Origin of the sequence: Alkalimarinus alittae (assembly GCF_026016465.1) — a bacterium.
GTDB classification, from domain to species: domain Bacteria; phylum Pseudomonadota; class Gammaproteobacteria; order Pseudomonadales; family Oleiphilaceae; genus Alkalimarinus; species Alkalimarinus alittae.
Genome location: NZ_CP100390.1, coordinates 3,166,818 through 3,182,980, shown reverse-complemented (window position 1 = coordinate 3,182,980; position 16,163 = coordinate 3,166,818). Strand labels below are relative to the sequence as shown.

Sequence of the window (16,163 nt, the reverse complement as noted above, 5' to 3'; positions counted from 1 at the left end):
GGAATCAACGAGACGCATCATGTTTGAAAATTTAACCGACAGACTTTCTGGCAGCCTGAAAAAAATCACAGGGCAGGCTAAGCTCACCGAAGATAATATTAAAGAAACCCTCAGAGAAGTAAGGATGGCTCTGCTTGAGGCGGATGTGGCGCTTCCGGTTGTTAAAGACTTCGTTGAGCAAGTTAAGTTGCGGTCTGTTGGCCAAGAAGTAATGAGAAGCCTGACGCCGGGGCAAGAGTTTGTACGTATTGTTGATGCGGAACTTGTTCGGGTGATGGGGCAGACATGTGAATCATTAGATTTATCTGCTCAGCCGCCAGCGGTTATTATGATGGCCGGTTTACAGGGGGCAGGTAAAACGACAACGGTTGCCAAACTTGCTCGCTTTTTAACTGAGCGTGAAAAGAAAAAAGTAATGGTGGTTAGTGCTGATGTATATCGACCAGCCGCCATCAAGCAGCTAGAAACACTTGCAGCAGAAGTTGGTGTAGAGTTTTTCCCTAGTACATCTGACCAGAATCCAATTGATATTGCTTCGTTAGCGATTGATGCCGCTAAGAAAAAGTTTATGGATGTGGTGATTGTCGATACGGCAGGCCGATTGCACATAGACGAAGAGATGATGGGGGAAATAAAAGGGCTTCATGCCGCGGTTAACCCTGTTGAAACTCTGTTTGTTGTTGATTCGATGACGGGTCAGGATGCCGCTAATACAGCTAAGGCATTTAATGATGCCTTGCCGTTAACGGGTGTTGTACTGACTAAAACAGATGGTGATGCCCGAGGGGGTGCTGCACTTTCTGTTCGATCTATCACGGGTAAACCAATCAAATTTATGGGTGTTGGTGAGAAAACTGACGCACTTGAACCTTTTTATCCTGATCGTGTTGCATCGCGAATTCTGGGGATGGGTGATGTTCTTACGCTGATTGAAGAGGCTGAGCGTAACCTAGACAAGAAAAAAGCAGATAAGCTAACTAAGAAGATAAAAAAAGGAAAAGGTTTTGATCTTGAGGATTTTCGTGATCAGCTTCTGCAAATGAAGAATATGGGCGGTATGGGGAATCTGCTAGACAAATTGCCTGGTATGGGTCAGATGGCTCAGGCTGCTCAGCAGCATGTAAATGACAAGTCGCTAGGGCAGATGGAAGCTATGATTTGCTCTATGACACCTCACGAGAGACGTTTTCCTGATGTGATTAATAATCCTCGTAAGCGACGCATTGCTGCAGGCTCTGGTACGCAAATACAAGATGTAAACAGACTGCTTAAGCAGCATAAGCAAATGCAAAAAATGATGAAGAAGTTTACTAAAAAGGGCGGAATGGCCAATATGATGAGAGGCATGAAAGGAATGATGCCTCCTGGTGGTGGTTTTCCTCCTATGGGTCGAATGTAGCTCTTTTAGGGTTTAAATTTGGCGCTTAATGATTATTGTTGCAGGGTTGAAATGGCTATTTTGGCTGATCTTTACTGCAATATATAAAAATAGGGTGCGTTTTTTAACAAAAAAACAAATTATAGGTTTTAAAATGATTTGTTTTTGAGTAGAATTTGCGCCCTTTCGAATGCCATGCATTTATTGTGTGGATGTTAACAGTATTAACAGGATACCTAGCGAAATGGTTACAATCCGTTTAGCTCGTGGCGGCTCTAAAAAACGCCCGTTTTACCATTTGTCAGTTACTGATAGTCGCAATGCTCGCGATGGTCGTTACTTAGAGCGTGTAGGGTTTTTTAATCCTATTGCTCGAGGCCAAGAAGAGCGTCTGCGTATAGATGTTGAACGCGTTCAGTTTTGGTTAGATAAAGGCGCAACAACTTCAGAACGCGTAGCTAAGCTACTAAAAGAAGTTCAAACTGCTGCTTAATTTATTTTAAGTATCGGTGAGTAGCATCAAGGTCAGTGATCTGTATCAATACAGAATTGTAAGCTAGAGGTAGTCATGAGTCGTAGTAAAAGTAGTGAAGCGGTTCTTGGCAAAATTACTTCAGTTTATGGTGTTAAAGGGTGGGTGAAGATTTATTCTTTTACCGATCCGATAGAAAATATACTCCAGTATCGTCGTTGGACTTTAAAGAAAGATGGCGTAGAAAGAGTGGTTGATCTATCGACAGGTAAGAAGCACGGTAAAGGCTTGGTTGCTTGTATTGAAGGCTGTAATGATAGAGAGCTAGCTCAGCAGTTTTGTGGATCGCTTATTGTGGTCTCATCAGAAGAATTGCCAGAGCTTGACGATGGTGAGTTCTACTGGCATCAGTTAGAAGGCCTTTCAGTAAAAACTATTGAAGGGGTTGATTTAGGAAAGGTAAGTCATCTTATCGAAACTGGATCAAATGATGTGATGGTTGTTAAGGGAAATCGAGGCGATGCTAAAAGAGAGCGCTTGATTCCTTATCTGCCAGGAGAAGTAGTGACTGATATCGACCTTGAAGAAAAAACCATCACGGTGGATTGGGATCCGGAGTTTTAAGCCGTGTGGATTGGAACAGTTACTCTGTTTCCAGAAATGTTTCAGGCTGTCACAGATTATGGTGTGACAGGCAGGGCATTTAAGAATCGGATCATGGCGTTCCAAGCTTGGAACCCAAGAGATTTTACCCATGATCGTCATCGTACTGTTGATGACAGGCCTTATGGCGGCGGTCCTGGAATGTTAATGAAGGTACAGCCTTTGCAGGACGCAATCGCGGCAGCAAAAAAAGCTGCAGGCGAAGGTGTTAAGGTGGTATATTTATCGCCTCAAGGCAAAAGGCTTGATCAGGCTGGGGTTCAGCACTTAGCTAGCGTTCAAAAGTTAATTTTGGTCGCTGGGCGTTATGAAGGTGTAGACGAACGACTGATAAAAGCAGAAATCGATGAAGAGTGGTCCTTGGGCGACTTTGTATTAAGTGGTGGTGAAATTGCTGCCATAACAGTGATCGATGCTATAGCCCGTTTAATCCCCGGAGTATTGGGGCATGACCAATCAGCAGTGCAGGACTCGTTTTACGATGGTCTGCTAGATTGTCCTCACTATACTAGGCCTGAAGTTTTTCAGGGTGAAAAAGTGCCGGATGTGCTGATGGGTGGGCACCATGAACAGATTAGGCGGTGGCGACTAAAAGAGTCACTGGGTAGAACATGGCAACGACGCCCGGATCTGCTGGAAGATAAAATTCTTTCAGAGGAGGAGAAGGGGTTGTTAGAAGAGTTTGTCCGCGAGCAGAGTGCTTCCGGCTAGCTCGATCGGATTTAACAGCTTTTTCTTAGGAGCAAACAATGAGCGGTAAGAACAATATCATTACTCAGATCGAATCTGAGCAGATGGGTCAAGAGATAGCAGAATTTGGACCAGGCGATACAGTTGTCGTTCAGGTTAAAGTAAAAGAAGGTGATCGTGAGCGTCTTCAGGCATATGAAGGTGTTGTTATTGCTAAGCGTAACCGCGGTTTAAACTCTTCTTTCACTGTGCGTAAAATTTCGTACAGCGTTGGCGTAGAAAGAACATTCCAAACGTTCAGTAAGTTGATCGACAGCATTACTGTTAAGCGTCGTGGTGATGTTAACCAAGCGAAGCTTTATTATCTTCGTGATCGTTCTGGTAAGGCTGCTCGTATTAAAGAGAAGCTAGGCTAAGCCGGTAGCAGGTCCAAAAAAGGTAGCGTTGAGCTACCTTTTTTTATGCCTAAAATTCACCTTGCCGGTAAAATCAGCATGTTAAGTTGCTGCAGCGTGTAGAGCACTGCAGTAGGCGCAACTATTACACAATAGTAATGGAAATAATGGGAACTTTCGTGGTTATAATGCAGTCATAGTTATTGAATATGGTTGTTTGTGGGTGTAGCTATTTTTAAACAGGATTCTTTATGACAGTGGCATTTTATAATGCTTCTTTTGTTGTGCGGATGATATAAGAATTAATATTTTGATTAGGTGATGCAATGTTTGTCAGATTTTTAAGTGCGGCGATGCTTTGTGGGGTGGCTGCCCTTGGTGCTGCTAGTGCGGTGAGCGCTGCTGATACGGTAAGCGAGCAGGTAGATAAAGATATTAGAGCGCAATTAGGTGCATCCTTACCTGCGCTAAACATTACATCAATTGAAAAAACGTCTTTTTCAGGGTTGTTTGAGGTGTCTTCAACCAGCGATCAGCCTTTGTTAGTGTCTGCTGATGGTAAATATATTATTGCAGGGGAGGTTTATCATTTAGATGGCCTTAAGATTACCAATATAACAGAGCAAAAAAGAGAAGTGGGGCGCGCAGGTACGATGGCGGCTATTCCTGAGTCTGAAAAGCTATCGTTTGTGCCTAAGGGAGAAACTAAGGCCACTATTACAGTGTTTACAGACATAGATTGTGGCTATTGTAGAAAGCTTCACAAGGAAGTACCTAAGTTAAACGCAATGGGGGTACGAGTTGATTACTTGGGCTACCCGCGTGCAGGAGTAGGCTCTCAATCATACAATAAGCTCGTATCGGCTTGGTGTGCTGATGACCCTATGAGTGCTATGACTAAAGCTAAAAGCGGAACAACTATTCCAAACAAAAGCTGTGACAACCCCATTGCTCGACATTTAGAGCTGGGGCAGCGAGTAGGTGTTACGGGTACGCCAGCAATCGTGTTGGAGTCAGGAAAGCTATTGCCGGGCTATGCGCCTGCGGAAACCTTAGCTAAACAGCTAGGCGTTTTATAGTACGCTCGCAGTGTTTACATGATATGTAGGCTAAATAAAGTGGTGTTTAGGTTTTCTACTTAAAGCCACTTTATACATTCTTTTTTATTCCTTTCTTATATTCCGCACTAAAGAGATCGTTGTCGAGTTTTTTTCTTTATCGAAAAGATATAATATGCCCGATGATAAATTAGATGTTGGAAATGGGTTAGTCAGTCTGCCATGTCTGCATTGATATAAGAGCGCACATCTTATTAAATAGAGTATTGTTTATTAATGGATGTCTTTGTTGAGCGGCATGATTAGAGTCGTTTGTAATAACGTTAATTCGTGTGAGGTAATAGGTTTGAAACCGGTGAAATTAGGTATATGTGGTCTGGGTACGGTAGCGAGTGGCGCGATTAATGTTTTAAAGCGCAATGCAGAATCAATTTCCGGACGAGCTGGTTGCCCTATTGAGGTTATTCAGGTTGGTTCTCGCCGCTTAAAAGATAATTGCGACCTAACTGGTATTGGCTTCACCACAGAGCTATTTGATGTGGTCACTAACCCAGACGTTGATATTGTTATTGAATTGATCGGGGGTTATGACCTAGCCAAAGAGTTGGTTCTTAAAGCGATAGAAAATGGTAAACATGTTGTTACTGCTAATAAAGCGCTGATTGCGGTTCATGGTAATGAGATTTTTGCTGCGGCAGCAGAAAAGAACGTAACGGTTGCGTACGAAGCGGCAGTAGCAGGCGGAATCCCAATTATTAAAGCCTTACGCGAAGGTATGGCAGCCAATAAGATTAATTGGCTAGCAGGCATCATAAACGGCACTGGTAACTTTATTCTGACAGAAATGAAAGATAAAGGACGTGAATTTTCTGATGTCTTAAAAGAAGCTCAGGCACTTGGTTATGCTGAAGCAGACCCTACATTTGATGTTGAAGGTATCGATGCGGCCCATAAGTTAACCATTATGGCTTCAGCAGCTTTTGGTGTTCCTTTACAGTTTGATGCAGCTTATACAGAGGGTATCAGTGAATTATCGACGGATGACGTCGTATACGCAGAAGAGCTAGGCTATAGAATTAAGCACTTAGGCATTACCCGTCAGCATTCAAATGGTATTGAATTACGTGTTCATCCTACATTGGTGCCTGAGCAGCAGTTACTTGCAAAAGTAGACGGTGTTATGAATTCGGTGTTAGTTGATGGTGATGCGGTAGGTCAAACCCTATATTACGGCGCAGGCGCGGGCTCTGAAGCGACAGCTTCTGCTGTTATTGCTGATGTGGTTGATATAGCTAGAGCGATTAATGCCGGTGCAGGCGTGCTTGTGCCATACCTTGGCTTTAGCTCAGAAAAGATGACAGATCTTCCTGTTTTGCCGATGGATGAAATTTACTCTGCGTATTATTTGCGTATATCGGCTAACGATCACCCTGGGGTTTTGGCAAAAGTGGCGTCTATACTCAGTGCTAAAGGCATCAATATTGAGTCTGTTATGCAGAAAGAGTCAGAGTTGCATGAAGGTATGATCCCGATGATTATGCTGACTCATAAAGTTAAAGAGGCTCGTATCAATGAGGCGATTGCTGAAATTGAAGAGTTAACAGAGATAGAAGGAAAAGTAGTTCGCATCCGTGCTGAACACTTTGCTAGCTAATTAGGCATTTTTGTAAATATAGCCAATTATTTTAAATGATTAATGGGAACAGACTGTGAAATATATTAGTACTCGAGGCAGTGCGCCTGCATTGAATTTTGAAGAGGTGCTTCTGACAGGGTTGGCGTCAGATGGTGGACTATACGTGCCTGAGGTGCTTCCTCGTTTTACTCATGAAGAAATTGCGTCATGGGCAGGTTTGTCGTATACCGATCTCGCATTCAATGTCATGTTCCCGTTTGTTGAAGGTTCAATTCCTGAGCCAGATTTTCGAGAGATGCTTCGAGATACTTACGAAGAAGCATTTGCTCACAAAGCTGTTGCACCGTTAACTCAACTAGATCGTAATGAGTGGGTCATGGAGTTGTTTCATGGACCAACATTAGCCTTTAAAGATTTTGCATTACAGTTACTAGGTCGTTTACTCGACTATGTTCTTGAAAAGCGTAAAGAGCATGTTGTTATTTTGGGGGCTACCTCTGGTGATACAGGGTCTGCGGCTATTGAGGGCTGTCGTCGTTGTAAAAATGTCGATATCTTTATTTTGCATCCTCATAATCGAGTGTCTGATGTGCAGCGTAAGCAGATGACCACGATAAAGGGCGACAATATCCATAACCTGGCAGTAGAAGGTAACTTTGATGACTGTCAGCAAATGGTTAAAGAAAGCTTTGGCGATCAGTCCTTCCTTGAAGGAAAAAGCCGCTTAGTCGCTGTGAACTCGATCAACTGGGCTAGAATAATGGCTCAAATCGTATATTACTTCCACGCGTCTCTAGCGTTGGGCGGGCCGCATCGTAGTGTTTCTTTCTCGGTACCGACTGGGAATTTTGGAGATATATTTGCGGGTTATCTTGCCCGAAATATGGGGCTGCCAATCAACCAACTGATTGTTGCGACTAATAAGAACGATATTTTGCATCGCTTTATTAGTGAAAATAAGTACAGCCCTGAGGTACTACATCATACGCTCTCGCCAAGCATGGATATTATGGTATCCAGTAACTTTGAGAGGCTATTATTTGATCTATATGGTCGCGATGGAAAAGCGCTTGCTGCCTTGATGGAAAGCTTTAAGTCTGATGCATCTGTTTCTATCGATGACTATCGTTGGAAAGCCGCCAGAACGTTATTTGATAGCTTTACGGTTGATGATGAAAAAACCTGTGAGACTATCAAAACTGTTTTCGATGAGTCTGAAGAGTTGCTTGATCCACATACAGCGATTGGCGTTGAGTCGGCCAGACAGTGCCGAAGAGACGCATCTGTGCCTATGGTCACGCTTGCAACCGCTCACCCTGTTAAGTTTCCTGAAGCGGTCGAGAAGTCGGGTGCAGGTGTAACGCCTGAGTTGCCACATCATTTGGCTGACTTGTTTGACCGAGAAGAGTCTTATACAGTCATTGAAAACAGTCTTGGGGCTGTTCAAGGTTATGTAAAGACTCACGGTAAGCATAATAAAGCCGTCTGATTAGAATTTTTAAAATAGAACCAATTGTTTAAAGAGGGCTTTATGCCCTCTTTTTGTATTTAGAGATCCAGACTTGTTAATCCTATGCAGAAAAAAATAGTCAGAAGAAACATAGAACCTGTTCAAGCCTCTGCGTCATGGGCGCATATTCCTGAGTTCCTGCAGCGGGCTTACAAAGCGCGAGGGGTTAATACGATTGAGGAATTGGAATATACCTTGTCTCGATTAGCCACAACCGAGCACTTAAAAGGAATTGCTGCTGCGTCGAAGATTTTGGCTGATGCTGTTCAGCATCAGCGTCGTATATTGATAGTCGGCGATTTTGATTGTGACGGGGCCACTAGTACATCGGTGGCTACTTTAGCGCTTAAAATGATGGGAGCTACATCGGTTGATTATTTGGTTCCAAATCGTTTCGAGTATGGTTACGGGCTAACGCCTGAAATCGTTGAGGTGGCCAAAGCATTTAGTCCTGACGTATTGGTTACGGTTGATAATGGTATTGCGAGCTGTGAAGGTGTTGCCGCGGCTAATAAACTCGGTATTTCTGTCGTCGTCACGGACCACCATTTACCTGGTAATACACTGCCAGATGCCGATGCGATCGTGAATCCTAATCAGCCTGGTTGCGAATTTATTAGTAAATCGGCGGCCGGTGTCGGGGTTATTTTTTATGTCATGAGTGACTTGCGGCGAGAGTTAAGAGAGTCATTATGGTTTGAGCGAACAGGGATTGTAGAGCCTAACTTGGCGAGCTTATTAGATCTTGTAGCGCTGGGAACGATTGCTGACGTTGTGCCGCTTGATGCTAATAACCGTATTCTGGTGGAGCAGGGTATTCGTCGCATTAGAGCAGGGAAGGCGCGACCAGGTATTCTGGCGCTTATAGATGTGGCGGGCAAAGATTATCGTAATCTGGCCGCCTCTGATCTGGGGTTTGTCGTTGGCCCAAGGTTAAATGCGGCTGGCAGGCTTGATGATATGTCGATTGGCATTGAATGCTTGCTGTGTGATGACCCCTTAAAGGCGAGACAAATTGCCCTTCGATTAGACGAGCTCAATCAAGAGCGCAAGCAAATTGAAGGCGAGATGAAAGCGCATGCCTCTGTATTAGTTGATGAGCTTAATCAAACGAATAGTGAGTCTGATAACAGTGCACTCCCTTGGGGGATGTGCTTATACGATGAAACTTGGCACCAAGGTGTGATAGGTATTTTGGCATCACGAATGAAAGAGAAATTTCATCGTCCTGTGATTGCGTTTGCGCCTGCAGATGATGATTGTGTAGAGCTGAAAGGGTCTGCACGATCAATTGCCGGATTACATATTAGGGATGCGCTAGACCGTGTTGCTACTCGGTATCCGTCGTTATTGAGTAAGTTTGGAGGGCATTCAATGGCTGCAGGCATGACGATTGCGGGTAAAAACTATGAGGCTTTCGCTCACGCTTTTGATGAGGTCGTGCGTGAAGAATTAGATGAAAGCAACTTGGAAGCCGTTATAGTGAGCGATGGTGAGTTGGCCGTTCATGAGTTAAATGTCAGTACCGCTGAAGTGCTTAGAAAGGCTGGTCCTTGGGGGCAGAACTTTTTAGAGCCCGTTTATGATGGTGTGTTTGAGGTTGTTCAGGCGAGAATCGTAGGCGCTAAGCATCTTAAATTGTTGCTACAGGTAGAAGGCACAGACTTGCTTATTGATGGCATCGAGTTTAATAGCGACTGGGTGGGCCGAGAAGCTGAATTGAAAAAAGTTAAAGTGGCTTACCGCCCTGATGTCAACGAGTTTAGAGGGCGTAAAAGTCTGCAGTTGATGGTGCAATATTTAGAAGCGATTTGATTATAAACTGTAGTCGTGATGAAGGGAGGTACGACCGGAATCAAGGAGGGTGCTTAAGGTTACCTATAACCCCTGATTCCGCTGCCCTGCACTAAGACTACAAATGTAGGGTCATTAATTAGCAATCATATTGCTCAACTTCTGCCTAACGTCGCCTTCAATCACGACGGCTTTATTGGTGTTCATGTCCATGAGTGCAAACGTGATAATAGCGTCTGCTACGATTTCATCGGTTCCGCTCAATACAATTTTTTGGCTAACTTTACAGCTCTTATTGCCAATAGACTCGACCTTGGTGGTGATATGCAATACATCATCAGGGAACCCAGGTCGTCGGTAGTTAATGTTGATATTAACCAAGACAAACGCAAGTTTAAATTCAGCAAATACCTCTAGGGTATTGTGGTGGTCAAAAAACGACCAACGCGCTTCTTCTAAAAACTCTAGGTAGCGGGCATTGTTAACATGACCGTAAATATCGAGATGATATCCCCTAACTTTTATATCAATACTATCTGCCATAAGTGGTCTCTTGAAAGAATAGAGTCTGAAACTGTACGAATGAAGCTACGTCAGCAGTGACGAAAGCGCAATAGGGTGTAAATTTGGCGATTCTAAAAGAACAGGTCATAAAAAGATAGTTATTCCCCTTCTGCAGGTTTCTAAGTGGTTGATCGTGCAAAGTTGATTTTCCCATTGAAGGCAAATCGTTTAGAATACCCCACCTTTATAGTTGCTATGTTTAAGTGAGTCCATTTTATATGTTGGAAGTTAATCCAATCGTTCAAGCGATCAAAGATTATAGGAGTCGAAACGAGACTCTTAGGGGGTATCTTTGACTTTGATACCAAGAAAGAGCGTCTTGTTGAAGTAGAGCGCGAGTTAGAGCAGCCAAGTGTTTGGGATGACCCAAAAAATGCACAGGCGCTAGGTAAAGAGCGATCAGTCTTAGAGGGTGTCGTTAAAACTATCGAAGACTTGGCCAGTGGCCTCGATGACGCTCAGGAATTGTTGGATATCGCCGTTGAAGAGCAAGATGAAGCCATTGTCGCCGAAGTAGAAGAAGAGTTAGCAGTGCTGCAAAAGCAGTTGGATGAGCTCGAGTTTCGGCGTATGTTTTCAGGCGAAATGGATGCGAATAACGCGTATTTGGATATACAGTCAGGGTCTGGCGGAACAGAAGCTCAAGACTGGGCTAGCATGATCTTACGTATGTACTTACGATGGGCAGAGCAAAAAGGTTTTAAAGCAGAAATTATTGAAGTATCTGCAGGGGACGTAGCGGGTATAAAGGGCGCAACATTACAAATTACCGGTGAATATGCGTTTGGCTGGTTGCGAACAGAAACCGGCGTTCATCGTCTGGTTCGTAAATCACCATTTGACTCAGGGAGCCGACGCCATACGTCGTTTGCGTCGGTGTTTATATCCCCCGAAATTGATGACGATGTAGAAATAGAAATAGATCCGTCTGACCTAAGAGTTGATACTTATCGCTCTAGTGGTGCAGGTGGTCAGCACGTTAACACCACTGACTCAGCGGTGCGAATTACCCATGAACCGAGTGGGATCGTAGTACAGTGTCAGAATCAGCGTTCACAGCACCAGAATAAAGATAAAGCGATGCAGCAATTACGAGCAAAGCTTTACGAGATGGAAATGCTAAAACGCACAGAGGCCGCGCAGGCCACTGAAGATACCAAATCAGATATCGGGTGGGGGAGCCAGATTAGATCATATGTACTTGATTCCTCCCGTATCAAAGACTTACGCACCAATGTCGAAACCAGTAACTGCAACGCGGTTTTGGATGGCAGTTTGGACCAGTTTATAGAAGCAAGTTTGAAGCAAGGGCTTTAATTCGATGAGCAAAGACACCATGAACGAAGAAAATCAGATTCAGCAAGACGAAAACAAGTTAGTGGCCGAGCGTCGAGGAAAGCTATCTAAGCTTCGTGAAGGCTGTAAATCTAACGGTCACCCTAATGACTTCCGCCGTGATGATATGGCAGGTGAGCTGCAGAAAGCGTTTGGTCATCTAGATAAAGAGGCACTTGCTGAGCTGGCTAAGCCTGTTAGTGTTGCAGGACGCGTAATGCGCCGTGGTGGTCCGTTTGTCGGTGTTCAGGATATGAGCGGCTCTATCCAGTGCTACTTGGGTAAAAAACTGCAGAAAGACTCTGAAGCTTGGACTAATCTTGATATTGGCGACATTGTTGGCGCTTCTGGCATATTGCAGAAATCGGGTAAAGGCGACCTGTATGTTGAGGTTGTCGAGGTTGATAAACTGCGCATTTTAACCAAGGCGCTGCGTCCTCTACCTGAGAAATTTCATGGTCTTGCAGATCAAGAAGCTAAGTATCGTCAGCGCTATGTTGATTTGATTATTAGCGAAGAAACACGCAATACGTTTCTTATTCGCTCAAAAATCATCAATTCAATGCGCCGTTATCTAGAAGATCGGGGCTTTATGGAAGCAGAAACCCCTATGCTACAGGTCATACCTGGCGGTGCGACGGCTAAGCCTTTTATTACAAAGCATAATGCGATGGATATGGATATGTATCTCCGTATTGCGCCAGAATTGTATTTAAAGCGTTTGGTTGTAGGTGGTTTTGAAAAGGTTTTTGAGATCAATAGAAACTTCCGTAATGAAGGGCTGTCTACTCGACATAATCCTGAATTCACGATGATTGAATTTTATCAGGCCTATGCTGACTACAATGACCTAATGGATCTTACTGAAGATATGTTACGTACTATCGCTAAAGACGTATTAGGGACTACAACGCTTCCTTATGGCGATGCTGAATATGATCTTGGTAAGCCGTTTTGGCGCATATCTGTATTTGATTCGATTCTACACTTTAACCCTGAATTATCTGCAGCGGATATCGACACGTTAGAGAGTGCAACGAAGGTTGCTGAGAATTTAGGTATTGATGTTAAGTCGGGGTGGGGGCTTGGAAAAATTCAAATTGAAATTTTCGAGAAAACCGTTGAGCACCGTTTGGATCAGCCAACATTTATCACTCGATACCCTACAGAAGTCTCGCCGTTAGCACGTCGTAACGATGATGACTCGTTTGTAACAGATCGCTTTGAATTCTTCGTAGGTGGTCGTGAAATTGCCAATGGCTTCTCAGAATTGAATGATGCTGAAGACCAAGCAGAGCGCTTCCGTCAGCAAGTAGAAGAAAAAGATGCCGGCGATGATGAAGCGATGCATTTTGATGACGACTATATTCGAGCCCTAGAACACGGTCTTCCTCCTACAGCAGGTGAGGGGATTGGGATAGATCGTTTGGTCATGCTGTTCACCAATAGCCATACCATTAAAGATGTTATTTTATTCCCTCACATGAAACCTCGAGGGTAATTCGTTTAGCGCATTGTTCGATAACTGAATGAGACACTCGCTATGGTTGGTTTAACTCAAATGTCTGACGCCTTGCATGAATCATGGCAAAACGTATTGGTATCTGAGTTTAATCAGCCATATATGAAATCATTACACGCCTTTTTAGCCAGTGAAAAACAAGCTGGAAAGGTTATTTACCCGCCTGAATCTCAAGTATTTAATGCCTTTAATCACACCCACTTTGATGATGCAAAAGTGGTGATCCTCGGGCAAGACCCGTATCACGGGATTGGGCAGGCGCACGGATTAAGCTTCTCGGTTCAATCGGGTGTAAAAGTCCCCCCTTCCTTGGTTAATATCTACAAAGAAATTGAGCGTGATATTGGTATCGCTAGACCTTCCCATGGCTGCTTAACGTCTTGGAGTGATCAAGGTGTCTTGTTGCTAAACGCGGTGCTAACGGTTGAACAGGCTAACGCAGGGGCGCATCAAAAGAAAGGTTGGGAAATGTTTACCGATAAGGTGATCGCATCGCTTAATGAGAAAAAAGATAACTTGGTTTTTTTGCTTTGGGGGAGTTACGCGCAGAAGAAGGGTGCTTTAATTGAGCGTGAGCGGCATTGTGTTTTAGAGGCACCTCACCCAAGCCCATTATCTGCTCATCGTGGTTTTTTAGGGTGCGGACATTTTTCTAAAACGAATGAGTACTTAGCGTCTATTGGAAAGCCTGAAATAGATTGGCGCGTCTAGCTGGCTGGCCGCCCTGCATAAGGCAAGGCGACCATCGTTAGTCTATCAGCTATTCAATAAAGCCATGGCGGCTTCCATTTCGTCTGATAAGTCTTCGGATTCGCTCATATCAACTTCTGGGTCTAAGCCTAAGCGACCAAAGGCAGATATATGGGTCCAATCCATTTCGGCATGTGGGTGGTTAGTACCTGCAATGGACTGAAGTTTGGCGACCATAACAATATCGGCGTAATCTACTTTAGCAACTGTACGATTGAAGTCTCTAACCGCTTCTGGAATACCTTTAAGCTCTTCAGGGAAGTCCCATTTCTCAAGGATTTTACAGCCAATTAACGGGTGTAGTTCGTCGATAATATTATCGAGCATTATACTGCTAATTTGAATGTCATTATCTTCAACATACTTGAGGATCGGAAGCACGCCAATTTGGCAGACTAGCCCCCCTAACGTCGCTTGGTCTGACTTTAATTTAGTATAATGTGAAGCCAGTACATGGCAAATGCCTGCTATTTCAGTACTTTTTTGCCATACCTCACGCATGCGTTTATCAACCATTTCAGATGTAGCTTGGAACATTTGCTCCATGGCTAGACCTGTAGCAAGGTTGCTGGTGTAGGTCATACCTAGCCGGCCTACGGCCATATTGAGGTTTTCAATTTCTCGAGCCCCTCTTAGTAAGGGACTATTGCAGACGCGAATGATGCGTGTGGTCAGTGCTGCGTCACCACCAATAACATCCACTAATTGTCCGATAGATGAATCAGGGTCTTCTGCGATTTCTCGTACTTTTAGTGCCACTTCCGGTAATGTCGGGAGTACGAGTGAATCGTTTTCAATTGCGCTAAGTAAATCACTTTTAATTTTGTCGGCTAACTCTGCCATAGATCCCTCATTGATTTAATAGTAGAAGGGTTTCTTCTACTATCATTTATAGCAGAATCTCAGTAGATTGCCTGCTAATTAAGGTTCTTTTTTGTATTTGATTTCTAACGTTTTTTATACATTAAAATACTATTAGGGGGTTGTTCAGCTGAAACCCTTTTGATGGCGCTATTGGGTGACTTTTCAACCCTCCTCACTGTTCTGGTAGGGGAGGGTGAGGTATTGAAATGTTCTTGAATTGTCATTCTCTAGGGATAATGGCCTGTTTGATTTTGCAGTCTCAATATCGAGCACGGCTAATAACGCAATGTCGTTGACGTTTCCGCGAACGCTAGAGTGAGTGAAAATGCTGCGCACAACGGAACCTACTTTCTTGTTGCTTTCTTTGTCATATATATCGGTTCCAGGCGTTATCGCATTTGTTCCGGTGGCCGCTAGAAGGAACATTTCTTTTTTTAGTTTGCCAAGGTACTTCATTCGAGCGACGATTTCTTGCCCTGTGTAGCACCCTTTTTTGAAGCTAATGGCGTTTAAATGCTGAAGGTTAAGCATTTGGGGAACAAAGCTTTCTTGCGTTTCAGGGTAAATATCGGCGACACCTTCGCTAATATCTTCCCAGCTCCATAATGCCTGTGTACCAAAGTTGATAGCGCTAGGTGCTTCACCTTGTGGTTTTGATAGTAGTGATTTTGCTGTATCAATAGAGCAGAAGATCTCAAAGCGAGCGCCTTTTTTAGCGGGTACTTTAACAACTATGCTGTCTTCTATATTTAGACTGCTATCAATCCCCGTCGGGAGCGGATGTGTACTTTTAAATGAGTTGCTTAGTAAGTTTGAATCTCCTGAAAAACCTAAAACACATAGGTTTTCATCGAGTGCCAGGGTTGCCTTTGAAAATACAATGTACTTGTTAAGACGTTGACTGAAATCTTCTGCGATAGCTGTTGGCAAACGAATTAGATAGTCATCACCTTGTTTAGCAATTCTAAATACTGCAAAGGCTCTTCCTTTTGGAGTATTTGCAGTACCCATTCGGCTCTGTTCGCTTGTTACGTCTCTTACATCACACGAGAACTGTCCCTGCATAAACTTTTCTGCATCCTGCCCAGAGACCCGTATAACGGAATATTCGGTCAAAGGTGCTATGAAGCTAGGGCGTTCTGTTTTATCAGTTTGTTGGCTGTCTATCGGGTAACCCGACTCAGCAAGCCAGTTTAAAAGTTGCGTACTCATGATGTCGATAGTTCCATGGTGGATTTAGCAGTGTGGCTTAGCTATGTATGAGGGTGAACGAAAATGTTTCAACTACTTGGTTTTAACATTGCGTTTAGTTTTCCGAACTTTAGCAGAACTCGTAACCGTCGGAAATCCTCTTGTGACGAGACATTGCTTGCACTGACGATGGTTAGGTTGGCGGGCATTAAATAATTTCGTATGCGGGATAGCCTGCCTGTATGTTCAAGCTTTTTTGGCTTCCACGCGAGTAGCAACAGTTTTGAAGTCATGTAGGTGCTAGGCAGTGGGGTAGCGTTAACGCGTAGGCCGTTCTTTTG

General features: G+C 43.9%; 15 protein-coding genes. 12 read left to right on the top strand and 3 right to left on the bottom strand.

Annotation, left to right across the window (positions count from 1 at the left end; genetic code table 11):
• The first annotated feature begins 19 nt into the window (after positions 1–19).
• From ffh to recJ, 9 genes are all read left to right on the top strand, one after another.
• On the top strand, positions 20–1,399 hold the full coding sequence (gene ffh, locus NKI27_RS14450; RefSeq protein WP_265046739.1) for a signal recognition particle protein: 1,380 nt from the start codon (positions 20–22) through the stop codon (positions 1,397–1,399).
• 223 nt (positions 1,400–1,622) lie between these two features.
• A complete protein-coding gene (gene rpsP, locus NKI27_RS14445; protein ID WP_265046738.1) occupies positions 1,623–1,871 on the top strand; it encodes a 30S ribosomal protein S16 in 249 nt (82 codons plus the stop codon).
• Positions 1,872–1,946: 75 nt separating this feature from the next.
• Complete coding sequence (gene rimM / locus NKI27_RS14440) at positions 1,947–2,474, top strand: ribosome maturation factor RimM (RefSeq protein WP_265046737.1); 528 nt, start codon at positions 1,947–1,949, stop codon at positions 2,472–2,474.
• 3 nt (positions 2,475–2,477) lie between these two features.
• Positions 2,478–3,224, top strand: coding sequence for a tRNA (guanosine(37)-N1)-methyltransferase TrmD (trmD, locus tag NKI27_RS14435; RefSeq protein WP_265046736.1), 747 nt, complete (start codon positions 2,478–2,480; stop codon positions 3,222–3,224).
• Positions 3,225–3,262: 38 nt separating this feature from the next.
• Positions 3,263–3,619: a 50S ribosomal protein L19 gene (rplS, locus tag NKI27_RS14430; RefSeq protein WP_265046735.1), complete on the top strand. Its 357-nt coding sequence runs from the start codon at positions 3,263–3,265 to the stop codon at positions 3,617–3,619.
• Positions 3,620–3,924: 305 nt separating this feature from the next.
• Positions 3,925–4,677: a DsbC family protein gene (locus NKI27_RS14425; protein WP_265046734.1), complete on the top strand. Its 753-nt coding sequence runs from the start codon at positions 3,925–3,927 to the stop codon at positions 4,675–4,677.
• A 334-nt stretch (positions 4,678–5,011) separates the two neighbouring features.
• Positions 5,012–6,310 (top strand): homoserine dehydrogenase, encoded by a 1,299-nt coding sequence (locus tag NKI27_RS14420; RefSeq protein ID WP_265046733.1) that lies wholly within the window; start codon positions 5,012–5,014, stop codon positions 6,308–6,310.
• 55 nt (positions 6,311–6,365) lie between these two features.
• Positions 6,366–7,781, top strand: coding sequence for a threonine synthase (gene thrC / locus NKI27_RS14415; protein WP_265046732.1), 1,416 nt, complete (start codon positions 6,366–6,368; stop codon positions 7,779–7,781).
• Between the two features lie 84 nt (positions 7,782–7,865).
• Positions 7,866–9,617 carry a single-stranded-DNA-specific exonuclease RecJ gene (gene recJ, locus NKI27_RS14410; RefSeq protein WP_265046731.1) on the top strand — a complete coding sequence of 584 codons (1,752 nt, stop codon included), beginning with the start codon at positions 7,866–7,868 and terminating at the stop codon, positions 9,615–9,617.
• A 114-nt stretch (positions 9,618–9,731) separates the two neighbouring features.
• On the opposite strand, the gene NKI27_RS14405 is transcribed toward recJ, so the two are convergent.
• A complete protein-coding gene (locus NKI27_RS14405) occupies positions 9,732–10,139 on the bottom strand; it encodes an acyl-CoA thioesterase (RefSeq protein WP_265046730.1) in 408 nt (135 codons plus the stop codon).
• 239 nt (positions 10,140–10,378) lie between these two features.
• Between NKI27_RS14405 and prfB the strand changes: the two genes are divergently transcribed.
• The 3 genes from prfB to ung all read left to right on the top strand — a co-directional run bounded on the left by prfB (position 10,379) and on the right by ung (position 13,728).
• A protein-coding gene (prfB, locus tag NKI27_RS14400) for a peptide chain release factor 2 (protein ID WP_265046729.1) occupies positions 10,379–11,477 on the top strand; the annotation gives its coding sequence in 2 pieces (ribosomal slippage) (positions 10,379–10,453 and positions 10,455–11,477; 1,098 coding nt in all).
• Positions 11,478–11,496: 19 nt separating this feature from the next.
• Positions 11,497–12,996 carry a lysine--tRNA ligase gene (gene lysS / locus NKI27_RS14395; protein WP_265049529.1) on the top strand — a complete coding sequence of 500 codons (1,500 nt, stop codon included), beginning with the start codon at positions 11,497–11,499 and terminating at the stop codon, positions 12,994–12,996.
• Positions 12,997–13,056: 60 nt separating this feature from the next.
• Entirely contained in the window at positions 13,057–13,728 is a 672-nt protein-coding gene (ung, locus tag NKI27_RS14390) for a uracil-DNA glycosylase (protein WP_265046728.1), read from the top strand.
• 45 nt (positions 13,729–13,773) lie between these two features.
• On the opposite strand, the gene NKI27_RS14385 is transcribed toward ung, so the two are convergent.
• A complete protein-coding gene (locus NKI27_RS14385) occupies positions 13,774–14,610 on the bottom strand; it encodes an HDOD domain-containing protein (protein ID WP_265046727.1) in 837 nt (278 codons plus the stop codon).
• A 183-nt stretch (positions 14,611–14,793) separates the two neighbouring features.
• Positions 14,794–15,843 carry a CAF17-like 4Fe-4S cluster assembly/insertion protein YgfZ gene (gene ygfZ / locus NKI27_RS14380; protein WP_265046726.1) on the bottom strand — a complete coding sequence of 350 codons (1,050 nt, stop codon included), beginning with the start codon at positions 15,841–15,843 and terminating at the stop codon, positions 14,794–14,796.
• Positions 15,844–16,163 lie beyond the last annotated feature (320 nt).

Excerpts from the sequence above, each read along its gene's own strand:
- recJ (WP_265046731.1), top strand. The coding sequence starts at position 7,866 with ATGCAGAAAAAAATAGTCAGAAGAAACATAGAACCTGTTCAAGCCTCT.
- lysS (WP_265049529.1), top strand. The coding sequence starts at position 11,497 with ATGAACGAAGAAAATCAGATTCAGCAAGACGAAAACAAGTTAGTGGCC.
- ygfZ (WP_265046726.1), bottom strand. The coding sequence starts at position 15,843 with ATGAGTACGCAACTTTTAAACTGGCTTGCTGAGTCGGGTTACCCGATA.
- rplS (WP_265046735.1), top strand. The coding sequence starts at position 3,263 with ATGAGCGGTAAGAACAATATCATTACTCAGATCGAATCTGAGCAGATG.
- NKI27_RS14405 (WP_265046730.1), bottom strand. The coding sequence starts at position 10,139 with ATGGCAGATAGTATTGATATAAAAGTTAGGGGATATCATCTCGATATT.
- ffh (WP_265046739.1), top strand. The coding sequence starts at position 20 with ATGTTTGAAAATTTAACCGACAGACTTTCTGGCAGCCTGAAAAAAATC.
- NKI27_RS14385 (WP_265046727.1), bottom strand. The coding sequence starts at position 14,610 with ATGGCAGAGTTAGCCGACAAAATTAAAAGTGATTTACTTAGCGCAATT.
- rpsP (WP_265046738.1), top strand. The coding sequence starts at position 1,623 with ATGGTTACAATCCGTTTAGCTCGTGGCGGCTCTAAAAAACGCCCGTTT.
- NKI27_RS14425 (WP_265046734.1), top strand. The coding sequence starts at position 3,925 with ATGTTTGTCAGATTTTTAAGTGCGGCGATGCTTTGTGGGGTGGCTGCC.
- ung (WP_265046728.1), top strand. The coding sequence starts at position 13,057 with ATGTCTGACGCCTTGCATGAATCATGGCAAAACGTATTGGTATCTGAG.
- rimM (WP_265046737.1), top strand. The coding sequence starts at position 1,947 with ATGAGTCGTAGTAAAAGTAGTGAAGCGGTTCTTGGCAAAATTACTTCA.